Here is a 21065-nt window from a genome sequence, read left to right on the forward strand (position 1 = left end):
TAACAAATGAAAATGCGTAAATGTGCAATACTTTCTATGGACTCATTGGCCAACTTTGAATCCTATGATCATCTGGTCATCCCTTATTTAAACAAATTTGGTTGGCAAGTAGATACAATTTCTTGGCGACAGCCTGACGTTGTATGGTCAAATTATGAAGCCGTGATTATTAGAACGCCGTGGGATTATCAATCAGATGAACAACAATTCTTAGCGGTGTTAACAGATATCGAACAATCAAGTGCTCATTTAGAAAACCCGATAGAAATCGTTCGTTGGAATATTGATAAAATATACATGCAAGAATTGGCATTACATGGCGTCGATATAGTGCCCACAGACTGGCACCCTAAATTAGAGCAGCAACCGTTAACAGTTGATACTCTAGACATTTACTTCAAGGCATTTGATACCGAACAAATCATTATTAAGCCAAGAGTAAGTGCCAATGCAGATAACACTTTTTGGCTTAAGCAATCGACGGCTGAACAACACGTTGAACAACTTAATCATGTGTTTGCGCAACGAGATTTTATGGTGCAACCTTTTATTTCGAATATTCTATCGGAGGGAGAGTTTTCACTGTTCTATTTCAATGGACATTACAGTCATGCAATTTTGAAAACGCCAAAGAAAAACGATTTTAGAGTACAAGAAGAATTTGGTAGTCTGCTTACTGCCGTTGAACCAGAAGTCGTTTTGAAACATGCTGCAGATAAATGTATTGGTGCGATTAATAGCATACATACAACACCTTTATATGCCCGTGTCGATTTTGTTCGCCATGAAAATGGTTTTGCTTTAATGGAAGCAGAGCTTATTGAACCATCACTGTATTTTAATATGGATGCAGGCTCTGCTGAACGCTTTGCCGAGGCATTCGTTGAACGTATGCACCAGTTAACAATTTAAGTACGAATATGCCAGAGTTACCTGAAGTAGAAGTGTGCCGTTTAGGCATAAGTCCGCATATAAAACATCAAAAAGTTACCGATGTTGTTGTTCGTCACAGACAGCTAAGGTGGCCGATTCCACAAGAAGTGCATTCAATAGTCGGCCAAAACGTTTTGTCGGTATCTCGACGTTCTAAATATTTATTATTAGAATTTGCCACAGGTACGCTGGTCATTCATTTAGGAATGTCAGGTACCATTCGTGTTATATCTGTTGATACACCACTCGCTAAGCATGATCATTTTGATTTGGTTTTTGCCGAGCAAAAGGTTTTGCGATTAAATGACCCTAGGCGTTTTGGTGCTGTTTTATGGCTAGCAGATCATCAAGATGAACAGGGACTATTTTCCAAGTTAGGGCCAGAACCACTCGATGATGAGTTTGGCGAAGGCTATTTATTTCAAAAAGCACAAAAAAAACGTGTGCCAATTAAGTCGTTTTTAATGAACAACAAAGTTGTTGTGGGTGTTGGCAATATTTACGCAAATGAAGCACTTTTTATTGCGGGGATTATGCCGACGGCTATTGCCGGTGAGATAAGTGAACAGCGCTATAACCGTTTAACCGCCATTATCAAAGAAGTGTTGGCTGCCGCTATTGCTCAGGGCGGCACGACATTAAAAGATTTTACGCAAGCAGATGGACGCCCTGGATATTTTGCTCAAAAACTATTGGTATATGGCAGAAGTGGGAAACCCTGCGTTAATTGCCAAACTACTTTAGAAGAAGTCAGGCAATCTAATCGCAGCTCTGTGTTTTGTCCTCAATGCCAGTCTGAATAAAATAATTAATTTATAGCTCTATTACTTATTCTTCTGGCGCGTTTTTTATCGCGATTAAGGCGTCTTCTTGCTCGCTTGTTATTGGGTAAATTTTTTCAATACGACAATTTAATGCGGGCTTATTGGGAATACCAATCGTATCAAATTTTGCACTTAATACGGTATCCATTGAGCGTTGTAGTGATATAGTGTGCGCCCAACGAATATCTGAGCAATAGCCTGACATTTCTATTAAATATTTACGTTTAGGTGTTGAGGATAACAATAAGAACTCATCAGAAATACTATTCCACCCATGAAAACGAAAGGATGTAACGCGTTTAACATCGGTAATTTCATTGGTGGTAATATATTGGCGAAGATCTTTATTCATGAGTGCTAAACCATCCTGACGATTAGCACATGCAGTTAATAGCACTAACAGTAAAATAATAACAATTTGCTTCAACATATAAATTATCCCTTTTTAAGTTTTATTGGTTTTCCTCATTGTTGAGCATTGTATCTGCTCAACAACCTTAACCTACTTATTTAGTTTTGCTTCTAATGCTTCCTTTACGGCTGGATGAACAAAATCGCTCACATCCCCTTGATGAATAGCGACTTCTTTAACAAGCGAAGAAGAAATAAATGAATTTTCTTCGGCAGGTGTTAGAAAAATACTTTCAAGTTCAGGTGAAAGACGTCTATTCATGTTGGCTAGTTGAAATTCATATTCAAAATCAGATACAGCCCGTAAACCGCGAATAAGTACGTTTGCTTGGTGTTCTTTAGCGAAGTTTACTAAAAGACCAGTAAAGCCAACTACAGTAACGTTGTCAAGTTTACTTGTTACCTGTTGGATCAGCGCTACACGTTGATCCAAATTAAACATTGGTTGTTTGCTAGGACTCGCGGCAACGCCAACAACGACCGTTGAAAACAGTTTACTTGCGCGTTCAATTAAATCGAGATGACCATTGGTTACAGGGTCAAAAGTGCCAGGATAAATTGCTTTTACATTCATATAAAGTTTGATCTTTTAAAGAATTAGTTCATTTTAGTCAGCATCTATACAGATGACAATCTTGCTTATGCTTAATCTGTCTGAGCTAGTATTAGAGCGTGTTGATCTTTCATGTTTACTTTTGCCGCAATGTGTTTGGTATTTATACAATGCAGCGCTTACGCCGTGTAGTTATTCTACTCCAGTAAAGCGTTAACACAGTAAAAATGCCAAACAGATGCAGCCCGAAGGGTTCAACTAAACGCCTCCTGCTCTTTGTTACTTGAACTAACCATAGAATGACTATGCAATAATCCAAGTGCCGTGATCATAAGGCGTTTAATTTGAACAAAACTCAAACAGCAAAGATCAACACGCTCTAGTATAACTTAAAGTATTTACTCGAATATCTTTACCTCAAGTAAATTTTGATAGTATGATAACAAACTTGAGCAATTAACAAAGCAATCTAATGAGCATGAAAACCCGTGATAAAATAATTCAAGCCAGTATCGAGTTATTTAATGAGCAAGGAGAGCGAAACGTAACAACCAATCACATTGCAGCTCATTTAGGCATCAGTCCTGGTAATCTTTATTATCATTTTCGAAATAAAGAAGACATTATTTTATCTATTTACGAAGAATATGCCCGCAACTTACTGCTCGAAACCTTTCCCCAAGTAAACCCTGAAACTAAGCCGCTTGATACCATTATTCTCTACATGGATGCTGTATTTCAAGCGTTAATGAAGTTCCGTTTTTTCTATTCGAACCTGCCAGTGTTATTGGCAAAAAGTCCACAATTACATGAAAAATATGTGGAAGTGCAACACACCATTTCAAAACGTTTGAGTGAAATGTTAATTGCGTTACGTGATGCAAATATGATGAAATTTGCCGATGATGAATTAGCAGATATTGTCAGTATTTTACGTCTGATTAATACTTTTTGGCTAAGTTTCTATCAAACACAAAATGAAAATACTGAAATTAATGACTCAGTTTTTCTAGATGGCGTACTAAAAATTCTCGTGATGATTAGACCGTATATCACTGAATCTGCAATGAACGACTTTTTGACCGCCAAAGCGATGTATCAAAAACGTCATAAAGACGCTTTAGCTGTCGCATAATGTTAATTCGCTTCAGCTAAATAGCCTTCCATTAACAATTGCCAATTTTTTGAATGCCAATGGAAGTTGGCATTTTGTTGATGTTCTTTTTCAAAAGAACGTAATAACCTTTCCATATTTGCTTGTTGCCAAGTTTTTGCGGGACTTCTTTGTTCCCCACGATCAAAGTCGATAAGCCAAATCTTATTTTTGTCATCAATAAGAATATTGTGTGCATTTAGATCATGATGGTAAATACCATGGTTATGAAATCGTCGAATGCATTGACCAATGTTTCTCCATAAAGCAGTTTTAATTTTTTCTTTTAGTAAAATGGCAACTAAATCTTGAGCGTTTGTAATACGTTCAGTAATGATATCAGCACGATAAAAAATACCATGCTTAACTACTTGCACCGCAACAGGTCGAGGCGCAGGTAATGATAAAGCATTCAGTTGCTTTAATAGGGTAAATTCACTAACGGATCTTGTGTGCTGTAGACCTGTAAATAAATAACTATCATTAATTATTTTACCAATAAGCCCACCACGAAAGTAGTGCTTCAATACCCAATGCTTTTGATCGTCTGCAATAAAGTACGTTGTGCCGCGTCCTTGTGCTGTACCTGATATGGCCTTTTTATGTTGCCAATAGTGAGCAGTAAATATTTCTGGCGTAAATGTATCGACGATACTGCTGTCGTAAAGGCAATAAATACCTTCTTTTTGAAAATGTTTTTCTTCACAGGGTTTTACAATTGTCGAAGGGTTCAAGATAATAGCGCCTAATAGATACAAAACTTCTTCTTACTATTGTGGTGATTCCTTTATGCCGGGTCAATTAGCAGCACCAAAAACTTTATGTATTTTACGACTTTCCGCTATTGGTGATGTTTGCCATGCGGTTGCAATGGTTCAACAGATTCAACGTCAGTACCCCGGTGTTAGCATTACATGGGTTATCGGTAAAGTAGAAGCCATGCTATTAGAAGGTTTGCCAGGTGTAGAATTTGTCGTGTTTGATAAATCGGCAGGTATTCGTGGTTACCGCGATCTTCGTCAGGCGTTTAAGGGGAGGCATTTTGATATTTTACTACATATGCAAGTAGCATTACGTGCAAGTATTGCTAGCCTATGTATTCCTGCAAAGGTAAAAATAGGCTTTGATCGTCAGCGAGCAAAAGAAGGGCAATGGTTGTTTACTAACGAACGTGTAGAGCCGATAAAACACCCTCATGTATTAGATGGATTCTTAGGGTTTGCCAAAGCTATTGGCGTAGAGATAACAAGACCACATTGGGAGATGCCAATTACTGATCAAGATCAGCTATGGGCGAGTGAAAAATTAACGACGAGTCAACCGCTTGCCGTTATATCTCCGGCAGCCAGTAAAGCGGAAAGAAATTGGCATGTAGAAGGGTATAGTAAAATTGCAGAACATCTTTCTGAACTTGGTTTTCAAGTGGTATTATGCGGCGGTCCAACAACGCTTGAGAAGTTATTAGCTGAGGATATTATTAGTCGAAGTGAATGTTCGCTTATTAACTTGGTAGGACAGACATCGTTAAAACAATTATTATCTGTGCTAAAACTTGCGCATCTTGTCATTGCTCCTGATACAGGCCCTGCACACATGGCTGTTACTGTAGGGACACCTGTTATAGGTTTGTATGCACATTCCAACCCTCATCGCACAGGTCCTTATAATTATCAACATTATGTAGTGAGTTGTTATCAACAAGCGGTGCAAAATCAGTATGGTAAATCATTATCAAAATTACCTTGGGGTATTCGCGCTAAAGGCAATCAATTGATGAATGGCATCGCTGTCTCTCAAGTTAAAGACAAAATAAGGCAACTGATCGCCGATCATTACCCGGAAATAACACCAATCGATTAGAGCGTGTTGATCTTTCATGTTTACTTTTGCCGTAATTTGTTTGGTATTTATACAAGGCAGCGCTTACGCCGTGTAGTTATTCTACTCAAGTAAAGCGTTAACACAGTAGAAATGCCAAACAGATGCAGCCCGAAGGGTTCACCTAAACGCCTCCTGCTCTTTGTTACTTGAACTAACCATAGAATGACTATGCAATAATCCAAGTGCCGCGATAATAAGGCGTTTAATTTGAACAAAATTCAAACAGCAAAGTTCAACACGCTCTAGTCTTTTATCAACTAGGCTATAAGTTTAGAAAAGACATAGCGGCTAACGACAATTGACGAAACCAACTAGGACTAATTGTGATTGACCAATCTTGCTATTGTTTCACAGGTTAATGCACTTGCTCCTTGATTTTGTTTTACAACCTTGAGGGCTGCTTGTCCCATCAGCGCCCTAGCGCGTTCATCATTAAGTAGTTGATTAACTTGTTTAGTTAAATGTTCGTGCAGTATTTGTTGAGAACAATTTGACGGGTAATGAAGTTGTGCCAATCCTCCAGCGCTAAGTAATTGGGCGGTTACTTCTCTAAAGTTTGACATGTCGTGACCAACAATGATGGGTTTTTCAAATAAAGCTGGCTCTAGAGGGTTGTGCCCACCAATCGTACTAAAACTTCCGCCCATGGTGACAATATCTGCTAATGCGCAGCATGCTAAAAGCTCACCTAGAGTATCTATGAGCCAAATATCATGTGTGTGCTCAACAGATTTTTGAGCACTGCGGTTTACAACATGCCATTGTTGATCTTCGCAAAGGTGCTTAACGGAAGTAAACCTTTCTGGATGACGTGGTACTAATATTAACAGCAAGGAAGGATGTTGTTGTTTTAACCTTGAAAAGCTTGCAAGCGCTAATGCTTCATCACCTGGGTGTGTACTTGCTACTAGCCAAATCTTGCGATCTCCTTCGATATAATTTGCTAATGAAGCTGACTTAACCGCAGTTTCTTCAGTAATACTGATATCATATTTTAAGTTGCCTGAAACTGTCGTTTTTTCAGGTAAACTACCAAGCTTTATAAAGTTTTTTTTGTGTTCTTCACTTTGGGTAAGAATACAGGAAAAGGCTTTAAGACAAGGGGAAACCAGCCAGGCGATCTTTTTATAACTTTTCATTGAGTTGTCAGATAGCCGACCATTAATTAACTGCAGCGGAATGCCTTTACTTGTGCACTGAGCAATAATATTTGGCCACAATTCTGTTTCCATTAATACCAATGCGCTAGGCTTTAACCGGTGAAGAAATAACCATGTACAGGGCCAAACATCGAGAGGAAAATAACAATGTTGAACGTCGTTGCCGAATAACTTTTTTACTTGCTCAGAGCCGGTCGGCGTAAAGGTTGTTAATGTGATACATGAACAGTCATTTCGAGCTAAGAGTTTTTGTATTAATGGCTTTAGCGCAATAACTTCCCCAACGCTTGCAGCATGAATAACAAGACTATTTGGTTTACACGTATGTGGGATCCAACCAATGCGTTCTTTTAGTCTTTGTCGGTATGCTTTATTTGTTCGCGAACGAATTATTAATACCAGTAAGAGAACTGGCGTCAGAACAATTAAAACAATGCGGTAGAGTAAGAGGCTAATTAAAGTGCGCACAATTTATTCATATTTATTAAGAATAACTAAAGTATACTGGAAATGTTGCCGTTAAATAATCTGTCTTTTGTAGTTTCATGGTAAAAAATAAGATAGTCTTTTAAACCACGCTGAATAAAAAGGGGAAATGAGTGGCTGTAACGCAGGTGTTTAGACATTATTTTGGCAATCTCGGTAAATATAGCCTTGCATTTTTTCTTTCTATTATTTTTTCTCCCTCCCTTACTGCGCAAAGTGCTGAGCAGGTAATTGTAGCTGATGGCACTAATGAGACTGATATACCTATGCATCAGGTGAGTATTCCAGCTAAAGATGGATTTAATCTAAATGGCCAATTTTACCCAGGTAAATCAGATGCAGGCGGTGTTTTGTTGTTGCATGACTGCCATCATGATAGCGATAGCTATGATTCCTTATTAGTCGAATTGTCATCGCTTGGTTTAAATGCGCTTGCTATTGATTTTCGTGGTTATGGCCAAAGTATCACAGAAGAGTTTTCGCATACTGAGATTAAAAGAGGCACAAAAGATTTTGCCACATACCAGCTAGAAGTTGCTCGTTTGACGGCATTCTGGCCAAGCGATGTATTATCAGCACATCAGTTTTTACGTAGCAGAATAGAAGATACTGCAAAAGTTGCGGTTGTATCGTCTGGGTGTTCAGCATTGCAGGCAATTGAACTTGCTGAAAATATGCGTATTAGTGCGTTTGTTATGGTTACGCCCGAACTGTCTTACATGCAAAAGGAAAGCTTCAAAAACCTTATTGATATGCCGATATATTTTATGGCGTCAGTCTATCATGCCAATACCTATACTACATCCAAAGAGTTATTTGACTGGAATGGTGATTCTCGGTCAATTTTTAAAGTGTTTAAAGGTATAAAGCATGGTGACTCACTTTTAAAATCAAGAGGCTTTACTGTAAAGCATGTCGCTATGTGGTTAGAGGATACGCTAGCCAAATAACAACCATCTTAATGGATACTTTTTAACGCTCGAAGATTGTATCTAAAATGATTGACGAATTGGTTCTTTCTACACCGTCTAATGCACAAACGATATTTAACGTATCACTCAGTTTTTCTAATGTAGCTGCCTGAATAGTCACCAGTAAATCAAACTCGCCGCTAATAGAGTAAATATGACTAATCTGATGGATTTTACGTAACGCAATACTGATATTCTTTCGTAAGTTTGGATGTACTTTCAACGAGACATTGGTTGAAATCATTTTATTGCTGTATTCACTACCGAGTACAATGCTATATGCCTTTATAACATCGTTGTTCTCTAACCTTGTTAAACGATTTTGAACCGCTGTACGTGATACGCCAGTTGCTCTAGCAATATCGGATACACTCGCTCGAGCATTACAGCGTAATATTGATAATAGTTCTTCGTCTTTCTCTGAAAGTTTCATTTGAGTCCTGCAATTTTACTTACTACTGCTAATAATGTGTCAATATGACTATTCTACATGTCATAATAACTAAAAATAAATGCATTTTGATAATTTATGTCACTTTCTTTAGAAATTCGTCTAGGCTGATAATACGCACATAAAAGATTAGTTAATAACCAAGGAATTATTGTGACAAATTCGCCATCAATCACTAGTTTTTACCAACATTTAAACGAACAAATTGAACAAGTTAAGCAAGACGGTTTATATAAAAATGAACGTGTAATTACCACTGCACAACAAGCGCAGATAGCAGTAAATACAGGTGAAGAAGTTATTAATTTTTGCGCTAATAACTATTTAGGGTTAGCCAATCACCCAACATTAATTCAAGCGGCTAAAGATGGCTTATCTGAACACGGCTTTGGTATGGCTTCGGTACGTTTTATTTGTGGTACACAGGATATTCATAAAACATTGGAACAGAAGTTATCGTCGTTTCTTGGCATGGAAGATACCATCTTATATTCATCATGTTTTGATGCTAATGCTGGTCTATTTGAAACATTGTTAGGTCCAGAAGATGCAATAATTTCAGATGCACTTAATCATGCTTCAATTATTGATGGTGTAAGGCTTTGTAAAGCGAAGCGATTTCGTTATGCCAATAATGATATGAACGAGTTAGAAAACCGTTTGCAAGAAGCTGATGCTGCTGGCGCAAGGTTTAAACTGATTGCTACTGATGGCGTATTCTCAATGGATGGTGTTATCGCGAACTTAAAAGCCGTTTGTGATCTCGCTGACAAATATGGTGCGCTCGTGATGGTTGATGATTCACATGCTGTTGGTTTTGTAGGTGAGCAAGGCCGTGGTAGTCATGAGTACTGTGATGTTATCGGTCGCGTTGACATTATTACCGGTACACTTGGCAAAGCAATGGGTGGCGCATCTGGTGGATATACCTCGGGTAAAAAAGAAGTAATTGAATGGTTACGCCAGCGTTCTCGTCCTTATTTGTTCTCGAATTCACTTGCGCCAGCAATTGTTAATGCTTCAATTAAAGTAATTGAACTTTTGGCAAATGGTGATGATTTACGTACAAAATTAAGAGAAAACGCAAGCTACTTTAGAAATAGTATGGAAGCCGCAGGATTTACGTGTGCAGGTGCAGATCATGCCATTGTTCCTGTTATGTTGGGTGATGCAAAAGTAGCAAGTGAAATGGCAGATAGACTTTTAGCGGAAGGTATTTATGTTATTGGCTTTTCTTTTCCCGTGGTACCTAAGGGGCAAGCCAGAATTCGTACGCAAATTTCAGCTGCGCATACACAAGCCCAGTTAGACAAAGCAATTGAAGCTTTTGTGCGAATTGGCAAAGAAATGGGAGTCATTTAACGATGAAATCTTTAGCTAAACTGCATGCCAAAGAAGGCATTTGGATGACTGATTCGCCTGAACCAACGCTTGGGCATAATGATCTATTAATCAAAATTAAAAAAACTGCGATTTGCGGCACTGATATCCATATTTATAATTGGGATGAATGGTCGCAAAAAACGATTCCTGTTCCTATGGTTGTCGGGCATGAATATGCTGGTGAAGTCGTTGCTATTGGTCAGGAAGTGAAAGGGTTCGCTATTGGTGACAGAGTCTCAGGTGAAGGACATATTACCTGTGGTCATTGTCGTAATTGTCGCGGTGGCCGAACACACTTATGTCGTAATACCATAGGTGTAGGTGTTGACCGTGAAGGTTGTTTTGCTGAATATTTAGTTATCCCTGCATTTAACGCGTTTAAACTACCTGACGAAATTTCTGATGAACTCGCGGCAGTTTTCGACCCTTTTGGAAATGCAGTTCATACCGCTTTATCTTTCGATCTTGTCGGCGAAGATGTACTGATCACTGGCGCTGGGCCAATTGGCATTATGGCTGCTGCAGTAGCTAAACATGTGGGTGCTAGACATGTAGTGATAACTGACGTAAATGATTATCGTCTTGACTTGGCTAAAAAGATGGGAGCAACCAGAGCTGTTAACGTTGCTAATGAAAAACTCTCTGACGTTATGGCTGAACTGGGTATGTCAGAAGGCTTTGATGTTGGTTTGGAGATGTCAGGCGTGCCAATGGCTTTCACTGATATGTTAGAGAACATGAATAACGGTGGTAAGATAGCCATGCTAGGTATACCAGGTAGTGATATGGCAATTGATTGGTCTAAGGTAATATTTAAAGGTTTAACAATAAAAGGCATTTATGGTCGCGAAATGTTTGAGACTTGGTATAAAATGGCGAGCCTGATTCAGTCAGGATTAGACTTGTCGCCGATTATTACGCATCAATTTGATATTGACGATTTTCAGCAAGGGTTTGATATTATGCGTTCAGGGCAGTCAGGCAAAGTTATCTTAAATTGGGAGTAATAAAGTGAGTGAAGTGGGTTTTAAGCATATGCATATTAGCGAACTACATCAGGTAATAACGGACAAAACGCATGTCGTCGTTGATATTAGAGATCCCGCTTCATTTCAGGCAGGTCGTATTCCAGGGTCTGTGCACCTTACTAACGATAATATCAGCGATTTTGTTCGAGAAGCTGACCTTGATGCACCTTTAGTTGTATGTTGTTACCATGGAAATTCAAGCCAGCAGGCTGCGCAATTTTTATCAAGTCAAGATTTTACCGATGTTTATTCATTAGATGGCGGCTTTGTTGCTTGGCAACAGTCTTATCCAGATTCTGTAGAAACATTATAAAGGCTTAGGACGACATAATAGATAATGTGTTCCATAATGTCGTCTAATGTGAAACTTAGTCATACCTATTCGTGTGTTTATCCTATCAATATTGTTATAATAAGCACTGTCCACAGTATGCAATATTACGACAAGACGAATAGGGTACATGTACTTTCTTCGTTAAATTTCTCAAGGTAGCGTTATGTCTGATAGTCAACTTTCTCCTTTAGCCGCCGTTAAAGATCACAGCATTGCGTTATTATTTGCAAACTATTTACGTAGCCAGCATATTGCCAGCGACGTTAGACCCCATGAAGGTGAGTTTATTGTCTTGTGTGATGAGCGGCATGTGGAACAAGCGAAGCGTCTTTTTCAGACGTTCGTTAATAACCCATATGCAGAAAAATATCAGCAGGCAGCTTGGCAATCCGGAGAAGCGGTTAAGGTCACTCAATCAAGGATGAGTGAAAGCTTCAAACAGCAGTTTCTCTCTCATGCAGGTATTGTAACGTTGTCGATATTTGCACTTTGTTGGATCGTTTTTGTTGCCGCTGCACTTGGTTGGAAACAAACGCTATTTTTTGAACTTAGGTTTTTCCCTCATTTATCACTTGCTCACTTAATTAGTGAACCTTGGCGGTTGATAGGCTCTGTTTTCTTTCATTTTTCTTTACTACATATCGTTTTTAATACTATGTGGTGGTGGCAATTAGGTGGTGCCATAGAAAAGGTGATGGGTAAACTCGAGTTATTGCATGTATTTTTTGTCTCGGCATTATTGTCTTGCTTTGGACAATACTTAGTATCAGGGCCTAACTTTGGCGGTTTGTCGGGCGTTGTTTATGGTGTCTTTGGCTATGTGTGGTTTGCCGGGTGGTTAGCGCCAGAAAAAGGGTTGCAATTAGCGAAACCTATTATTGGTTTTATGCTGTTCTTTTTATTGTTAGGCTTTGTTGATTTATTACCGATTAACGTGGCAAATACGGCACACACTGTGGGCCTACTCTCTGGGTGTTTACTTGCTTGGATGCGGTTTGGCAAATTTACTAAACACTAATTTACCATCAACCACATTACTTTTAGTTATCTAACCACTGAGTAAACAGTAGCTTTTTAATTAGGGGTTGGCCAGTTTCTTGTTTTAAGAGGCTTTTTACTTTTTCTTCGCACAATTTTTGTATTTCGTGGCGACCATTAATTGATTTTATTTTTGATTCGGGTTGTTGACCAATAATACCTATTATTGCGTCACGTAAAAGCGGCGAATGATGCTCAACAGCCTCATAATTTGCAGAATCTTCTATCATCAGTTCAACAGAAAGGCGTACATAACCCATCTTCTTTTTAACGGCTACATAGTTAGTTACAATTTGTGGCTCAAAGCCGTAATAGGCATAATCTGCCGATTTTGCTTTATGTACAAAAGGGATTAATAGTAACAGGGCGAAAGCCAAACTTTTCATATAAAAATAACCTGTAATCTGCAACAGTCCATACTTAATACCCATTTGGTTGATAATGACGCTTAATCAGCAACGAAAAGACTTTGCTTATCTATTGATTATCGGTCACGACTTTTTGTCTAAATCATTAATCATTCAGGTATAACTGTTCATTATTGTAGCTATGTTATGTGAGTTTTTCACCATTAATTATCGATCTTGGCAGATTAATCCTGATATCATATATACTGCGGTATCGTTGAGAGTTTATTTGAGGTAATGATCGAACATCAGCAAGAATTGATAACATTTCCTGTCACATTACAGGCAAACTGGTGTCTAGCATCGTCGGTTGAGATAGATGTGCACTTGCGTGATTGGTTGCTTGACCCTGGTTCACTGACACAGCGCCTTAAAATGCATTGCACAGAATTTAGTGTGTATGTTATTGGTCAAAAAGTAGAACCATGTTCACCTTTAGAAGCAAATAACGATATTGTTGCTGGCGAAGATGTGTTAGTGCGTGAAGTGTTATTGTTTTGTGATAATCTCCCTCAAGTTTTTGCTCGTAGCTTATTGCCATTACGTTCTTTAACGGGAGAAGAGCGAAAGCTTGCAAGTTTAGGGACAGATTCATTGGGGCATGTTTTGTTCAACCATCCTAATCTGCGTCGAAAACAAATTGAAGTTGCGAGTTTTAGTCGCGAGTCGAGTGTCGCGCAACTTGCTAAACATTATCGATTACAAAGCAAAGAGCAATTATGGGGCAGACGTTCTGTATTTCTTATTGAAGATAAACCACTAATGGTTGCAGAAGTATTTTTACCTCAGGCCTTTGCTTACCAGCACGTGACAGTACATCATGACTAATACCTCCGTAATTCAACAAAAGTGGCAAGCCGTTAAGCAGTTAACGCGTATTGATAAGCCCATTGGTACCTATTTGCTATTGTGGCCGACGATGTGGGCAGTTTGGATTGCATCTGATGGTTGGCCTACACTACATATGCTTGTTGTATTTACACTTGGTGTTTATATCATGCGCTGTGCAGGATGTGTCATTAACGATTTTGCCGACAGAAAGGTTGATGGGCATGTTAAACGTACGGCACAGCGTCCGCTTGTTTCTGGTGCTATATCTGAACAAGAAGCGATAAGTCTTTTTGGTTTTTTGATAGGTTCGGCATTTGCGTTAGTATTAACCTTATCTTGGTATACAATTTCATTGTCTTTTGTTGCTTTATTATTAGCGTTTAGTTACCCGTTTATGAAGCGATATACACATTTTCCACAAGTCGTCTTAGGGGCAGCGTTCAGCTGGGGCATGATCATGGCATTTTCTGAAGCCACGGGCAAAGTGCCAATGGTTGCATGGTTACTGTTTGTCGCCAATCTGTTGTGGACAGTAGCGTATGATACGATTTACGCCATGGTAGATCGCGACGACGACCTCAAAGTTGGTATTAAATCTACCGCAGTATTATTTGGTCAACTCGATAAAAAAATTATTGGTATGCTGCAAATAGCAACCTTGTTATTGCTAATTGTTGTTGGCGAATTGCTCGCGTTTGGGTGGCCTTATTACTTATCTTTAGTGATTGCAGCTGGCTTTTTTTGTTATCAACAAATGCTTATTGTTAATCGACAAAGAGAAGCCTGTTTTAAAGCGTTTTTAAATAATCATTGGGTCGGTTTATTTGTTTTTATTGGTATTATGATAGAACATTTATAAGTCAATCACCCTAAATGCTGCTTTAAGCTATTTAGGGTGATATATGAGCGTGTAGATCCTATCGTGCAATACTTTGTAATACTGATATATCGACTAGGTTATTAACGTTTTCCTTGAGAGTTTCTAACGTACTATTGGGTACTAACTTACCATCATTATCAACTGAAAAGATTTGTTGCTCACGCATACTATTTACTAAGGCTAATTGTGCTTTCTTATCAATAAATTCTGGTGCATTTATGTTGTTGACGACAGATAAACGTTTTGCGATGGACACTGCCTTTTCACTTAATTCATTTTTACCGATAGGAGTTAAGCGAGTAGCCAATGAGGTAATAATGGCAAAGCGTTGCAAGGTTTCATCCGCTACCTCACCAAGTACTTGCACATAGTTTTGTGTCTCAGTGTTTTCAACTAAGCTCCAAAAACCTGCTTTAGTTTGCTTGGCAATATTTTCCTGACACAAAAATTGCAACACTTGTGCTATCTGCACATCAACTTCATTGCTGTCCTGCCATAAGAATAGATCATGCTTTAATAGTAAAATAAATTGCTGTATCTGGTTGCTTAGTGATTCAATATTTATTTTTGATGTTCTGTCGAGTATGCGACAGACGAGCGCGGGTAGAATATAAGCGTGCAAGACATTATTACGATAATACCGCATTTCTAAAGCGGCCGATTCACCTAATGAAATGATATCACCACAACTATCTTTATCAACAATCACTTTTTTAAGTGAAATAACATCCTCAAGTAATTCTCTACCCGATATTGATGGAATGGTAAGTTCATCACTGTATGGTGCCGCTTTTTGTAAAGAAATGAAGAAATCCAATAAGTACTCGAGCTCACTGCGCGGTAATGCTTTATTCTCTGTTGCGTGTAGAATCATCGCTATCAGTGAGACACCATTTAACGCTGCACATTTATTGATGGCGGTCATCACTTGGTTAGCAAGTTCATTGACACTTGGGGTTAACCAACTCGGTTTTTGTGGGTCAATAGGGTCGATGTCATCTTTCCAGTTTTCTACATGCTGGTTTAAAAACGAATTAATATTGATAGGAGTACCGAAGTTGACGAAACCTTTACCATAATTCCGTAGGTTTTTAATGGCTTTCAATACGCCAAAAATAGATTCGTTTTGTTTTTTGCTACCACTTAATTCTTTATAGTAAGTACCCACTTCCATTACGTGTTCATACCCTAAATAAACGGGTACTAGGGTTAATGGTCGATTTATACCGCGTAACAAACTTTGTATTGTCATGGCGAGCATACCTGTTTTAGGTGCCAGTAATTTACCTGTTCGACTACGCCCACCTTCAGAGTAGTATTTTACAGAATAACCTCGCTCGAAGAGCAAACCTAAATATTCACGAAATATCGCTGAATACATGCGATTTCCTTTGAAGCTTCGACGAATAAAGAACGCACCTGCTTTTCTAAAAATTGGACCTGCAGGCCAAAAATTAAGGTTAATACCTGCAGCAATTCGCGGTGTCACTAACCCTTGTTGGTAAATAATATAAGTGAGTAACAAGTAGTCCATATGGCTGCGGTGACAAGGAACATAGATTATTTCATGGCCATCGTCTGCCAGTTCACGCAATGTATTTGCATTATTAACGTTAATACCGCTGTACAGTCTATTCCAAAGCCAATGTAAGATCCGCTCACCGATTCTAATCATTCCTTCTCGATAATCGCCGGCAATTTCATCCATTATTACTAAGGCTTGTTTTTCAACGGCTTCTTTCGATAAGCCTTTAGTGACAGCCTCATCTTCCATTAAACGTACAATAGATGGATTCTTGAGCAAGGTTTTGAACATTTGCTGGCGGTGCATTAAGCGTGGTCCAGTAGCGGCTATTTTTTGGCGATGAAAATGAAAACGTGCAACCCTAAGTAACTTATGTGCATTTTCTTGGTCTGTACCAAACTTGTCGGTCATATACCTTATTGACAATGGCTCACTAAACCTGATTAAAGTATTGCGCCCTAAGAACAATACGATAAACAGTTTTTTAAGCCAGTTTGGCGACTCTTGCTCCGCTAATACTTCTCTGACACCAATATTTCGTTTCTCTACTTTGGGTTTACGACCCCAAACCAAGCTTGCAGGTATAAGCTGCGCTGAAAGTTTATTATCTTGTTCGTGAGCGTCTAAAATCGCTAAACTTTGTGCCATTGCACTAGAGCTTTTTTTGCTCAGTAATAAGGAGCTAGGTGTGTCAATGCAAATAGTACGTGCGTGTGTCTGGCCATTAATGGTTACATTAGATAATGGATCAGGAAAATTTAACTTTTTGCATGCTTTTTGAAGCGCCAGAAGATCGCTCGCTGAACGATATCTGACAATGTAGAAAACCGGATTCTTGTCGCTATCTTCAACAGGTTTTGTTAAATCATCTGAAACGATACGGCATTTTACCCAAAGAGATATTGGAAATTTTAATAGAAGATAAAAAAAACTTCTCAACGCTAACATCTTGTTTTACTCGCTATTATGTGAATAAGAATTGTAACATTGTTGATGTAAATTGTCTTATTAAACGACAGTAATCAAAAAAGTGCTTTGGTGGTGTACCGTTAACGATATTGCATGCTTGTTACTTGCCAGTGCTCGTCATTTTGCATACTTTCAACGATCTCTGATACATGTTGGTACGCGATGGGTAAAGTGTGGGGAAATAGGACTCGCCTATCATAGATTTCATGTGGTTGTTTAGATAAGTTGAACGTGGATTGCCAATGATGAATTTTAACCATGTAGTCAAAGGTGGTTCTGCTAATTATTGCGACGTCAATGCGCCTGTTTAATAGCATATCGAAAAGTGTTATTTCCATGGTGGTATCAACACGTTTTATTGTTCCTGACTCGACAGCTTGGTTTATTCCTTGATAATAAAAGCCGCGTACACCACCAAATGTTAAGCCGGTTAAAGAAGACGCACTAGTGTATTCAATTGCTGTTGTTTTCAGAGAAACAACTTCATCTCTATCTGTAAATATACGAGAGGTCCATAAGTATTTCTGTTCATTTTGGTCATTAAACCATATTGGGCTTACACCAATAATTATGCCGTTAAAGTTATTACTATTAAGCATTCTCTCAATGCGTTTTCTAGGCACATAGATCAGTTCGAAAACATAGTGTTTACTGTGTTTATTTAAGTATCGAATAAAGTCGTAATAAAGGCCACTCTCTTTCTCCTGACTAATAATGAGCGGCGGTTTCTTATGATAGGTAAATGCTGAAATAAGCTGCTTTTCAGTGCAATAGGCAGAAGAGGCGAAACATAACAGCAATGTGATAGCTAAATACTTCATAGGGAATCTTAAACAGTTCTTTACTTTCAACTATAGTGGTAATGAAAGGAATGTACACTTAACTTACCAATGAATATTTCATATTTGTTAGCTTATTATACAAAATAAACCGCAACGTTTATCATCTTAATGGTATTTGAATAGGCATACGAATACACCTTGCTTATCACCTTCGCAAATCTTTAATCCTCTGCCTGATAAAGTTGAATAGAACATTGAGAAGAGTTCATTTGTAATACATGCTAAGAAAGTAGCAGTGATGTAGTTGCGTTTATTTACAGGCTGTATATACTAACAGTGAAGCTGTCCATATATACAGGGAAAAATTGTGAGTGAGTTTAAACCATTAACAACTAGACAAGAACAGATCTTTGATCTGATCAAAGAAAAAATATCTGAAACAGGGATGCCGCCAACAAGAGCAGAAATTGCAGAGTTTTTTGGTTTTAAATCAGCCAATGCAGCAGAAGAGCATTTAAAAGCGCTTGCTAAGAAAGGTTATATTGAAATGCTGCCGGGCACTTCGCGTGGTATTCGATTAGCTAGTAACTTTATTGTGGAAGAAGGCTTACCCTTGATAGGTAGAGTTGCTGCCGGTGAACCTATTTTAGCGCAAGAGCATGTGGAAGAAAGATATCAAATTGATGGAAATTTATTTCACCCAGCTGCAGATTACCTGTTACGCGTAAATGGTGAAAGTATGAAAGATATCGGTATTTATGATGGTGATTTACTTGCGGTTCATCAAACGACGGACGTGCAAAATGGCCAAGTTGTTGTCGCACGCGTAGAAGATGATGTTACCGTAAAACGCTTAAAACGTGAGGGCAATATTGTTTACTTGCACGCTGAGAACGTAGATTTTTCACCCATAAAAGTTGATTTAGCTAACCAACATTTTAATATTGAAGGGTTGGCTGTAGGGGTAATTAGAGCAGCTGATTGGATGTAATTATTTCAGCAATATTGAGCAGGTATCGTTAACGCTTAAAATGAAATAATACCTGCTTTTCTTTTATTTGATTAAAAAAACACCTTTGAACGCCATATCCCTATCTTTACTTTCCCTAACTCTTGTTAAAAGCTAATAGAAAGAAAAATTTTTGTTTAAAAAACAAACACCCTGTTAACGATGCATTTCAAACTTTTTTAGAGTAAATGCTTAAAATTTATACTGTGCATCTAAGCCTTTCATGGTGCGACTTTCAGTACATTAGAGTTTATACTCGATTGTATTTATTGGTATTTTTACCCATTCCTTTTTCAAATTAAAAATTGACCCAGATCAAATATTAAGTAATTCTAGAACAGAAAGTGAACAACTCTAATAATAAGGCGAGCTTTCACCTGTTTAAAAAATCGCCAGTAAAATAACAATAAAATCACATCAAAAACACGCGCATTGGGATCAAGTAATATTTAAATGCGATGTTTTTGACTTAGAAAGGGTATAAGGAGATGTCGAGTGAAAAGACGTAACCTAGGTTGGCTGTTGTCTGGGGTGCTATTTCCCGGTATGGCTTGGGCTGATTCAAAGTTAAATATGACCCGAGGGGTCACCGAGATAAGCAACGAAGTCTATGGACTACATATGTTTGCTTTATACATTTGTACTGCAATAGGTATTGTGGTTTTTGGTGCGATGATCTGGTCAATGATTTTTCATCGTAAATCAAGAGGAGTAAAACCTGCAACCTTTCATGAAAGCACAAAAGTTGAAATACTGTGGACAGTTATACCTATTATTATTTTGATTGCTATGGCCTGGCCGGCAACGAATACGCTGATAGCCATGGAAAATAACGATGATTCTGATCTCACCATTCAAGTTACAGGTTCACAATGGAAGTGGCATTACAAGTACTTCGACCAAGACATTGAATTCTACTCCGTCTTATCAACGCCTCGTGAACAATACGATAACAGAACTGAACTAGGTGAAGCTAAAAGTGAAAATTACCTCTTAGAGGTTGACAAACATCTTGTTATTCCTGCGAATAAGAAAGTTCGTTTCTTGATAACATCTGATGATGTTATTCATTCTTGGTGGGTACCGGCATTTGCAGTGAAGCAAGATGCAAACCCCGGTTTTATCAATGAAGCATGGACGAATGTACCTGAGCCTGGTATTTACAGAGGTCAATGTGCTGAGTTATGTGGTAAAGACCATGGTTTTATGCCTGTTGTGGTTGAAGTGAAGTCAGAACAAGACTATTTAGCATGGGTTGAAGAGCAAAATCGTTTAAAAGAAGAAGCAAAAGCAGCTGAAGCAGCGTCATTAAATGCATCTTTATCAATGGACGAACTCATGGAGTTAGGTGAATCGACATACATGGCTTATTGTGCTGCTTGTCACCAACCAACAGGTCTAGGTTTACCACCTGCATTTCCTGCGCTAAAAGGTAGCCCAATCGCTTTGGGTGATGTAAGCGCCCACATCGATATTGTATATAACGGTAAGGCTGGTACAGGTATGCAAGGCTATGGCAAACAACTAAGTTTAAAAGAAATTGCCGCTGTAGTTACGTATGAACGAAATGCTTGGGAAAATAATACCGGCGATACTGTTCAAGCGTCAGACGTTCAAGCCGTAGCGAGTGGTTCGTCTTCAAATGATGATGTTGTTGATAAGATGAAAGAGACAGCAACTGAGATGGTCGAAACCGTAGAGGAAATAGCTACGCCCGAAGAAGATTTAACAAAAACTTATACCCTTGATGAAATGATGGAGAAAGGACAACAAGTCTATATGACAAGGTGTGCTGCTTGTCATCAAGAAAATGGTGCAGGTGTACCACCGTCATTTCCATCGTTAGTGGGTAGCCCACTGATTAAAGGAGATGTTACTGCCCACATTGATATGGTTTTTAATGGCAGTAAGAAAAATCCGTCGATGGTTGCCTTTGGTAGCCAATTAACCAAAACAGAAATTGCTGCTGTTGTTACTTATGAGCGAAATGCTTGGGGTAATGATTCTGGTGATCTTGTTCAACCCGCTGATGTTGAATCGGCAAGTGCTAAGTAGG

The 21065-nt window shown here is 38.5% G+C and carries 21 protein-coding genes; 13 read left to right on the top strand and 8 right to left on the bottom strand.

The window, feature by feature from the left end:
- Window positions 1–6: 6 nt before the first annotated feature.
- Together QUE09_RS00585 and mutM are read left to right on the top strand one after the other, a co-directional pair.
- Window positions 7–912: an ATP-grasp domain-containing protein gene (locus QUE09_RS00585; RefSeq protein ID WP_286234282.1), complete on the top strand. Its 906-nt coding sequence runs from the start codon at window positions 7–9 to the stop codon at window positions 910–912.
- A gap of 8 nt (window positions 913–920) precedes the next feature.
- Window positions 921–1736 (top strand): bifunctional DNA-formamidopyrimidine glycosylase/DNA-(apurinic or apyrimidinic site) lyase, encoded by an 816-nt coding sequence (gene mutM / locus QUE09_RS00590; protein WP_286234283.1) that lies wholly within the window; start codon window positions 921–923, stop codon window positions 1734–1736.
- 25 nt (window positions 1737–1761) lie between these two features.
- Here the strand turns inward: mutM and QUE09_RS00595 are convergent, their stop codons facing one another.
- Window positions 1762–2187: a DUF6491 family protein gene (locus tag QUE09_RS00595; RefSeq protein ID WP_286234284.1), complete on the bottom strand. Its 426-nt coding sequence runs from the start codon at window positions 2185–2187 to the stop codon at window positions 1762–1764.
- 72 nt (window positions 2188–2259) lie between these two features.
- The gene (gene coaD, locus QUE09_RS00600; protein WP_286234285.1) at window positions 2260–2742 is read right to left on the bottom strand and encodes a pantetheine-phosphate adenylyltransferase; all 483 of its coding nucleotides are present in this window, start codon (window positions 2740–2742) and stop codon (window positions 2260–2262) included.
- A gap of 451 nt (window positions 2743–3193) precedes the next feature.
- Between coaD and QUE09_RS00605 the strand changes: the two genes are divergently transcribed.
- Window positions 3194–3856, top strand: a complete 663-nt coding sequence (locus QUE09_RS00605; RefSeq protein WP_286234286.1) for a TetR/AcrR family transcriptional regulator — start codon at window positions 3194–3196, stop codon at window positions 3854–3856.
- 2 nt (window positions 3857–3858) lie between these two features.
- Here QUE09_RS00605 and QUE09_RS00610 read toward each other — a convergent pair whose 3' ends face one another.
- Entirely contained in the window at window positions 3859–4608 is a 750-nt protein-coding gene (locus QUE09_RS00610) for a 3-deoxy-D-manno-octulosonic acid kinase (protein WP_286234287.1), read from the bottom strand.
- Between the two features lie 55 nt (window positions 4609–4663).
- Here QUE09_RS00610 and QUE09_RS00615 point away from each other — a divergent pair, with 55 nt between their 5' ends.
- Window positions 4664–5734, top strand: coding sequence for a glycosyltransferase family 9 protein (locus tag QUE09_RS00615; protein ID WP_286234288.1), 1071 nt, complete (start codon window positions 4664–4666; stop codon window positions 5732–5734).
- 338 nt (window positions 5735–6072) lie between these two features.
- Here the strand turns inward: QUE09_RS00615 and waaA are convergent, their stop codons facing one another.
- Complete coding sequence (waaA, locus tag QUE09_RS00620; RefSeq protein ID WP_286234289.1) at window positions 6073–7383, bottom strand: lipid IV(A) 3-deoxy-D-manno-octulosonic acid transferase; 1311 nt, start codon at window positions 7381–7383, stop codon at window positions 6073–6075.
- Between the two features lie 131 nt (window positions 7384–7514).
- Here waaA and QUE09_RS00625 point away from each other — a divergent pair, with 131 nt between their 5' ends.
- Window positions 7515–8351 (top strand): dienelactone hydrolase family protein, encoded by an 837-nt coding sequence (locus QUE09_RS00625; protein WP_286234290.1) that lies wholly within the window; start codon window positions 7515–7517, stop codon window positions 8349–8351.
- A 22-nt stretch (window positions 8352–8373) separates the two neighbouring features.
- Here the strand turns inward: QUE09_RS00625 and QUE09_RS00630 are convergent, their stop codons facing one another.
- Window positions 8374–8805 (bottom strand): Lrp/AsnC family transcriptional regulator, encoded by a 432-nt coding sequence (locus QUE09_RS00630; protein ID WP_286234291.1) that lies wholly within the window; start codon window positions 8803–8805, stop codon window positions 8374–8376.
- Window positions 8806–8976: 171 nt separating this feature from the next.
- Here QUE09_RS00630 and QUE09_RS00635 point away from each other — a divergent pair, with 171 nt between their 5' ends.
- From QUE09_RS00635 to glpG, 4 genes are all read left to right on the top strand, one after another.
- Window positions 8977–10185 carry a glycine C-acetyltransferase gene (locus QUE09_RS00635; RefSeq protein WP_286234292.1) on the top strand — a complete coding sequence of 403 codons (1209 nt, stop codon included), beginning with the start codon at window positions 8977–8979 and terminating at the stop codon, window positions 10183–10185.
- Between the two features lie 2 nt (window positions 10186–10187).
- Window positions 10188–11213 (top strand): L-threonine 3-dehydrogenase, encoded by a 1026-nt coding sequence (gene tdh / locus QUE09_RS00640; RefSeq protein WP_286234293.1) that lies wholly within the window; start codon window positions 10188–10190, stop codon window positions 11211–11213.
- Between the two features lie 13 nt (window positions 11214–11226).
- Window positions 11227–11547: a thiosulfate sulfurtransferase GlpE gene (gene glpE, locus QUE09_RS00645; RefSeq protein WP_286235854.1), complete on the top strand. Its 321-nt coding sequence runs from the start codon at window positions 11227–11229 to the stop codon at window positions 11545–11547.
- 184 nt (window positions 11548–11731) lie between these two features.
- On the top strand, window positions 11732–12586 hold the full coding sequence (glpG, locus tag QUE09_RS00650) for a rhomboid family intramembrane serine protease GlpG (RefSeq protein ID WP_286234294.1): 855 nt from the start codon (window positions 11732–11734) through the stop codon (window positions 12584–12586).
- A 22-nt stretch (window positions 12587–12608) separates the two neighbouring features.
- Here glpG and QUE09_RS00655 read toward each other — a convergent pair whose 3' ends face one another.
- Complete coding sequence (locus QUE09_RS00655; protein ID WP_286235855.1) at window positions 12609–12992, bottom strand: flagellar basal body-associated protein FliL; 384 nt, start codon at window positions 12990–12992, stop codon at window positions 12609–12611.
- Window positions 12993–13250: 258 nt separating this feature from the next.
- Here QUE09_RS00655 and QUE09_RS00660 point away from each other — a divergent pair, with 258 nt between their 5' ends.
- Window positions 13251–13841: a chorismate--pyruvate lyase family protein gene (locus QUE09_RS00660; RefSeq protein WP_286234295.1), complete on the top strand. Its 591-nt coding sequence runs from the start codon at window positions 13251–13253 to the stop codon at window positions 13839–13841.
- A complete protein-coding gene (gene ubiA, locus QUE09_RS00665) occupies window positions 13834–14703 on the top strand; it encodes a 4-hydroxybenzoate octaprenyltransferase (protein ID WP_286234296.1) in 870 nt (289 codons plus the stop codon). The genes QUE09_RS00660 and ubiA overlap by 8 nt, the downstream gene beginning before the upstream one ends.
- A 58-nt stretch (window positions 14704–14761) precedes the next feature.
- Here the strand turns inward: ubiA and plsB are convergent, their stop codons facing one another.
- Both plsB and QUE09_RS00675 read right to left on the bottom strand, forming a co-directional pair.
- Window positions 14762–17197 (bottom strand): glycerol-3-phosphate 1-O-acyltransferase PlsB, encoded by a 2436-nt coding sequence (plsB, locus tag QUE09_RS00670; RefSeq protein ID WP_286234297.1) that lies wholly within the window; start codon window positions 17195–17197, stop codon window positions 14762–14764.
- A gap of 101 nt (window positions 17198–17298) precedes the next feature.
- Entirely contained in the window at window positions 17299–18039 is a 741-nt protein-coding gene (locus tag QUE09_RS00675; RefSeq protein ID WP_286234298.1) for a substrate-binding periplasmic protein, read from the bottom strand.
- A gap of 328 nt (window positions 18040–18367) precedes the next feature.
- On the opposite strand from QUE09_RS00675, the gene lexA reads away from it, so the two are divergent.
- Window positions 18368–18991: a transcriptional repressor LexA gene (lexA, locus tag QUE09_RS00680; protein WP_286234299.1), complete on the top strand. Its 624-nt coding sequence runs from the start codon at window positions 18368–18370 to the stop codon at window positions 18989–18991.
- A 564-nt stretch (window positions 18992–19555) separates the two neighbouring features.
- Window positions 19556–21064, top strand: a complete 1509-nt coding sequence (gene coxB / locus QUE09_RS00685) for a cytochrome c oxidase subunit II (protein ID WP_286235856.1) — start codon at window positions 19556–19558, stop codon at window positions 21062–21064.
- Window position 21065: the final 1 nt, after the last annotated feature.

It is taken from the genome of Thalassotalea sediminis (genome assembly GCF_030295915.1).
GTDB lineage: Bacteria > Pseudomonadota > Gammaproteobacteria > Enterobacterales > Alteromonadaceae > Thalassotalea_C > Thalassotalea_C sediminis.

Excerpts from the sequence above, each read along its gene's own strand:
- QUE09_RS00615 (WP_286234288.1), top strand. The coding sequence starts at position 4,664 with ATGCCGGGTCAATTAGCAGCACCAAAAACTTTATGTATTTTACGACTT.
- QUE09_RS00660 (WP_286234295.1), top strand. The coding sequence starts at position 13,251 with ATGATCGAACATCAGCAAGAATTGATAACATTTCCTGTCACATTACAG.
- plsB (WP_286234297.1), bottom strand. The coding sequence starts at position 17,197 with ATGTTAGCGTTGAGAAGTTTTTTTTATCTTCTATTAAAATTTCCAATA.
- tdh (WP_286234293.1), top strand. The coding sequence starts at position 10,188 with ATGAAATCTTTAGCTAAACTGCATGCCAAAGAAGGCATTTGGATGACT.
- glpG (WP_286234294.1), top strand. The coding sequence starts at position 11,732 with ATGTCTGATAGTCAACTTTCTCCTTTAGCCGCCGTTAAAGATCACAGC.
- mutM (WP_286234283.1), top strand. The coding sequence starts at position 921 with ATGCCAGAGTTACCTGAAGTAGAAGTGTGCCGTTTAGGCATAAGTCCG.
- coaD (WP_286234285.1), bottom strand. The coding sequence starts at position 2,742 with ATGAATGTAAAAGCAATTTATCCTGGCACTTTTGACCCTGTAACCAAT.
- coxB (WP_286235856.1), top strand. The coding sequence starts at position 19,556 with ATGGCTTGGGCTGATTCAAAGTTAAATATGACCCGAGGGGTCACCGAG.
- QUE09_RS00630 (WP_286234291.1), bottom strand. The coding sequence starts at position 8,805 with ATGAAACTTTCAGAGAAAGACGAAGAACTATTATCAATATTACGCTGT.
- QUE09_RS00655 (WP_286235855.1), bottom strand. The coding sequence starts at position 12,992 with ATGAAAAGTTTGGCTTTCGCCCTGTTACTATTAATCCCTTTTGTACAT.
- QUE09_RS00605 (WP_286234286.1), top strand. The coding sequence starts at position 3,194 with ATGAGCATGAAAACCCGTGATAAAATAATTCAAGCCAGTATCGAGTTA.
- QUE09_RS00585 (WP_286234282.1), top strand. The coding sequence starts at position 7 with ATGAAAATGCGTAAATGTGCAATACTTTCTATGGACTCATTGGCCAAC.
- ubiA (WP_286234296.1), top strand. The coding sequence starts at position 13,834 with ATGACTAATACCTCCGTAATTCAACAAAAGTGGCAAGCCGTTAAGCAG.
- QUE09_RS00675 (WP_286234298.1), bottom strand. The coding sequence starts at position 18,039 with ATGAAGTATTTAGCTATCACATTGCTGTTATGTTTCGCCTCTTCTGCC.
- QUE09_RS00595 (WP_286234284.1), bottom strand. The coding sequence starts at position 2,187 with ATGTTGAAGCAAATTGTTATTATTTTACTGTTAGTGCTATTAACTGCA.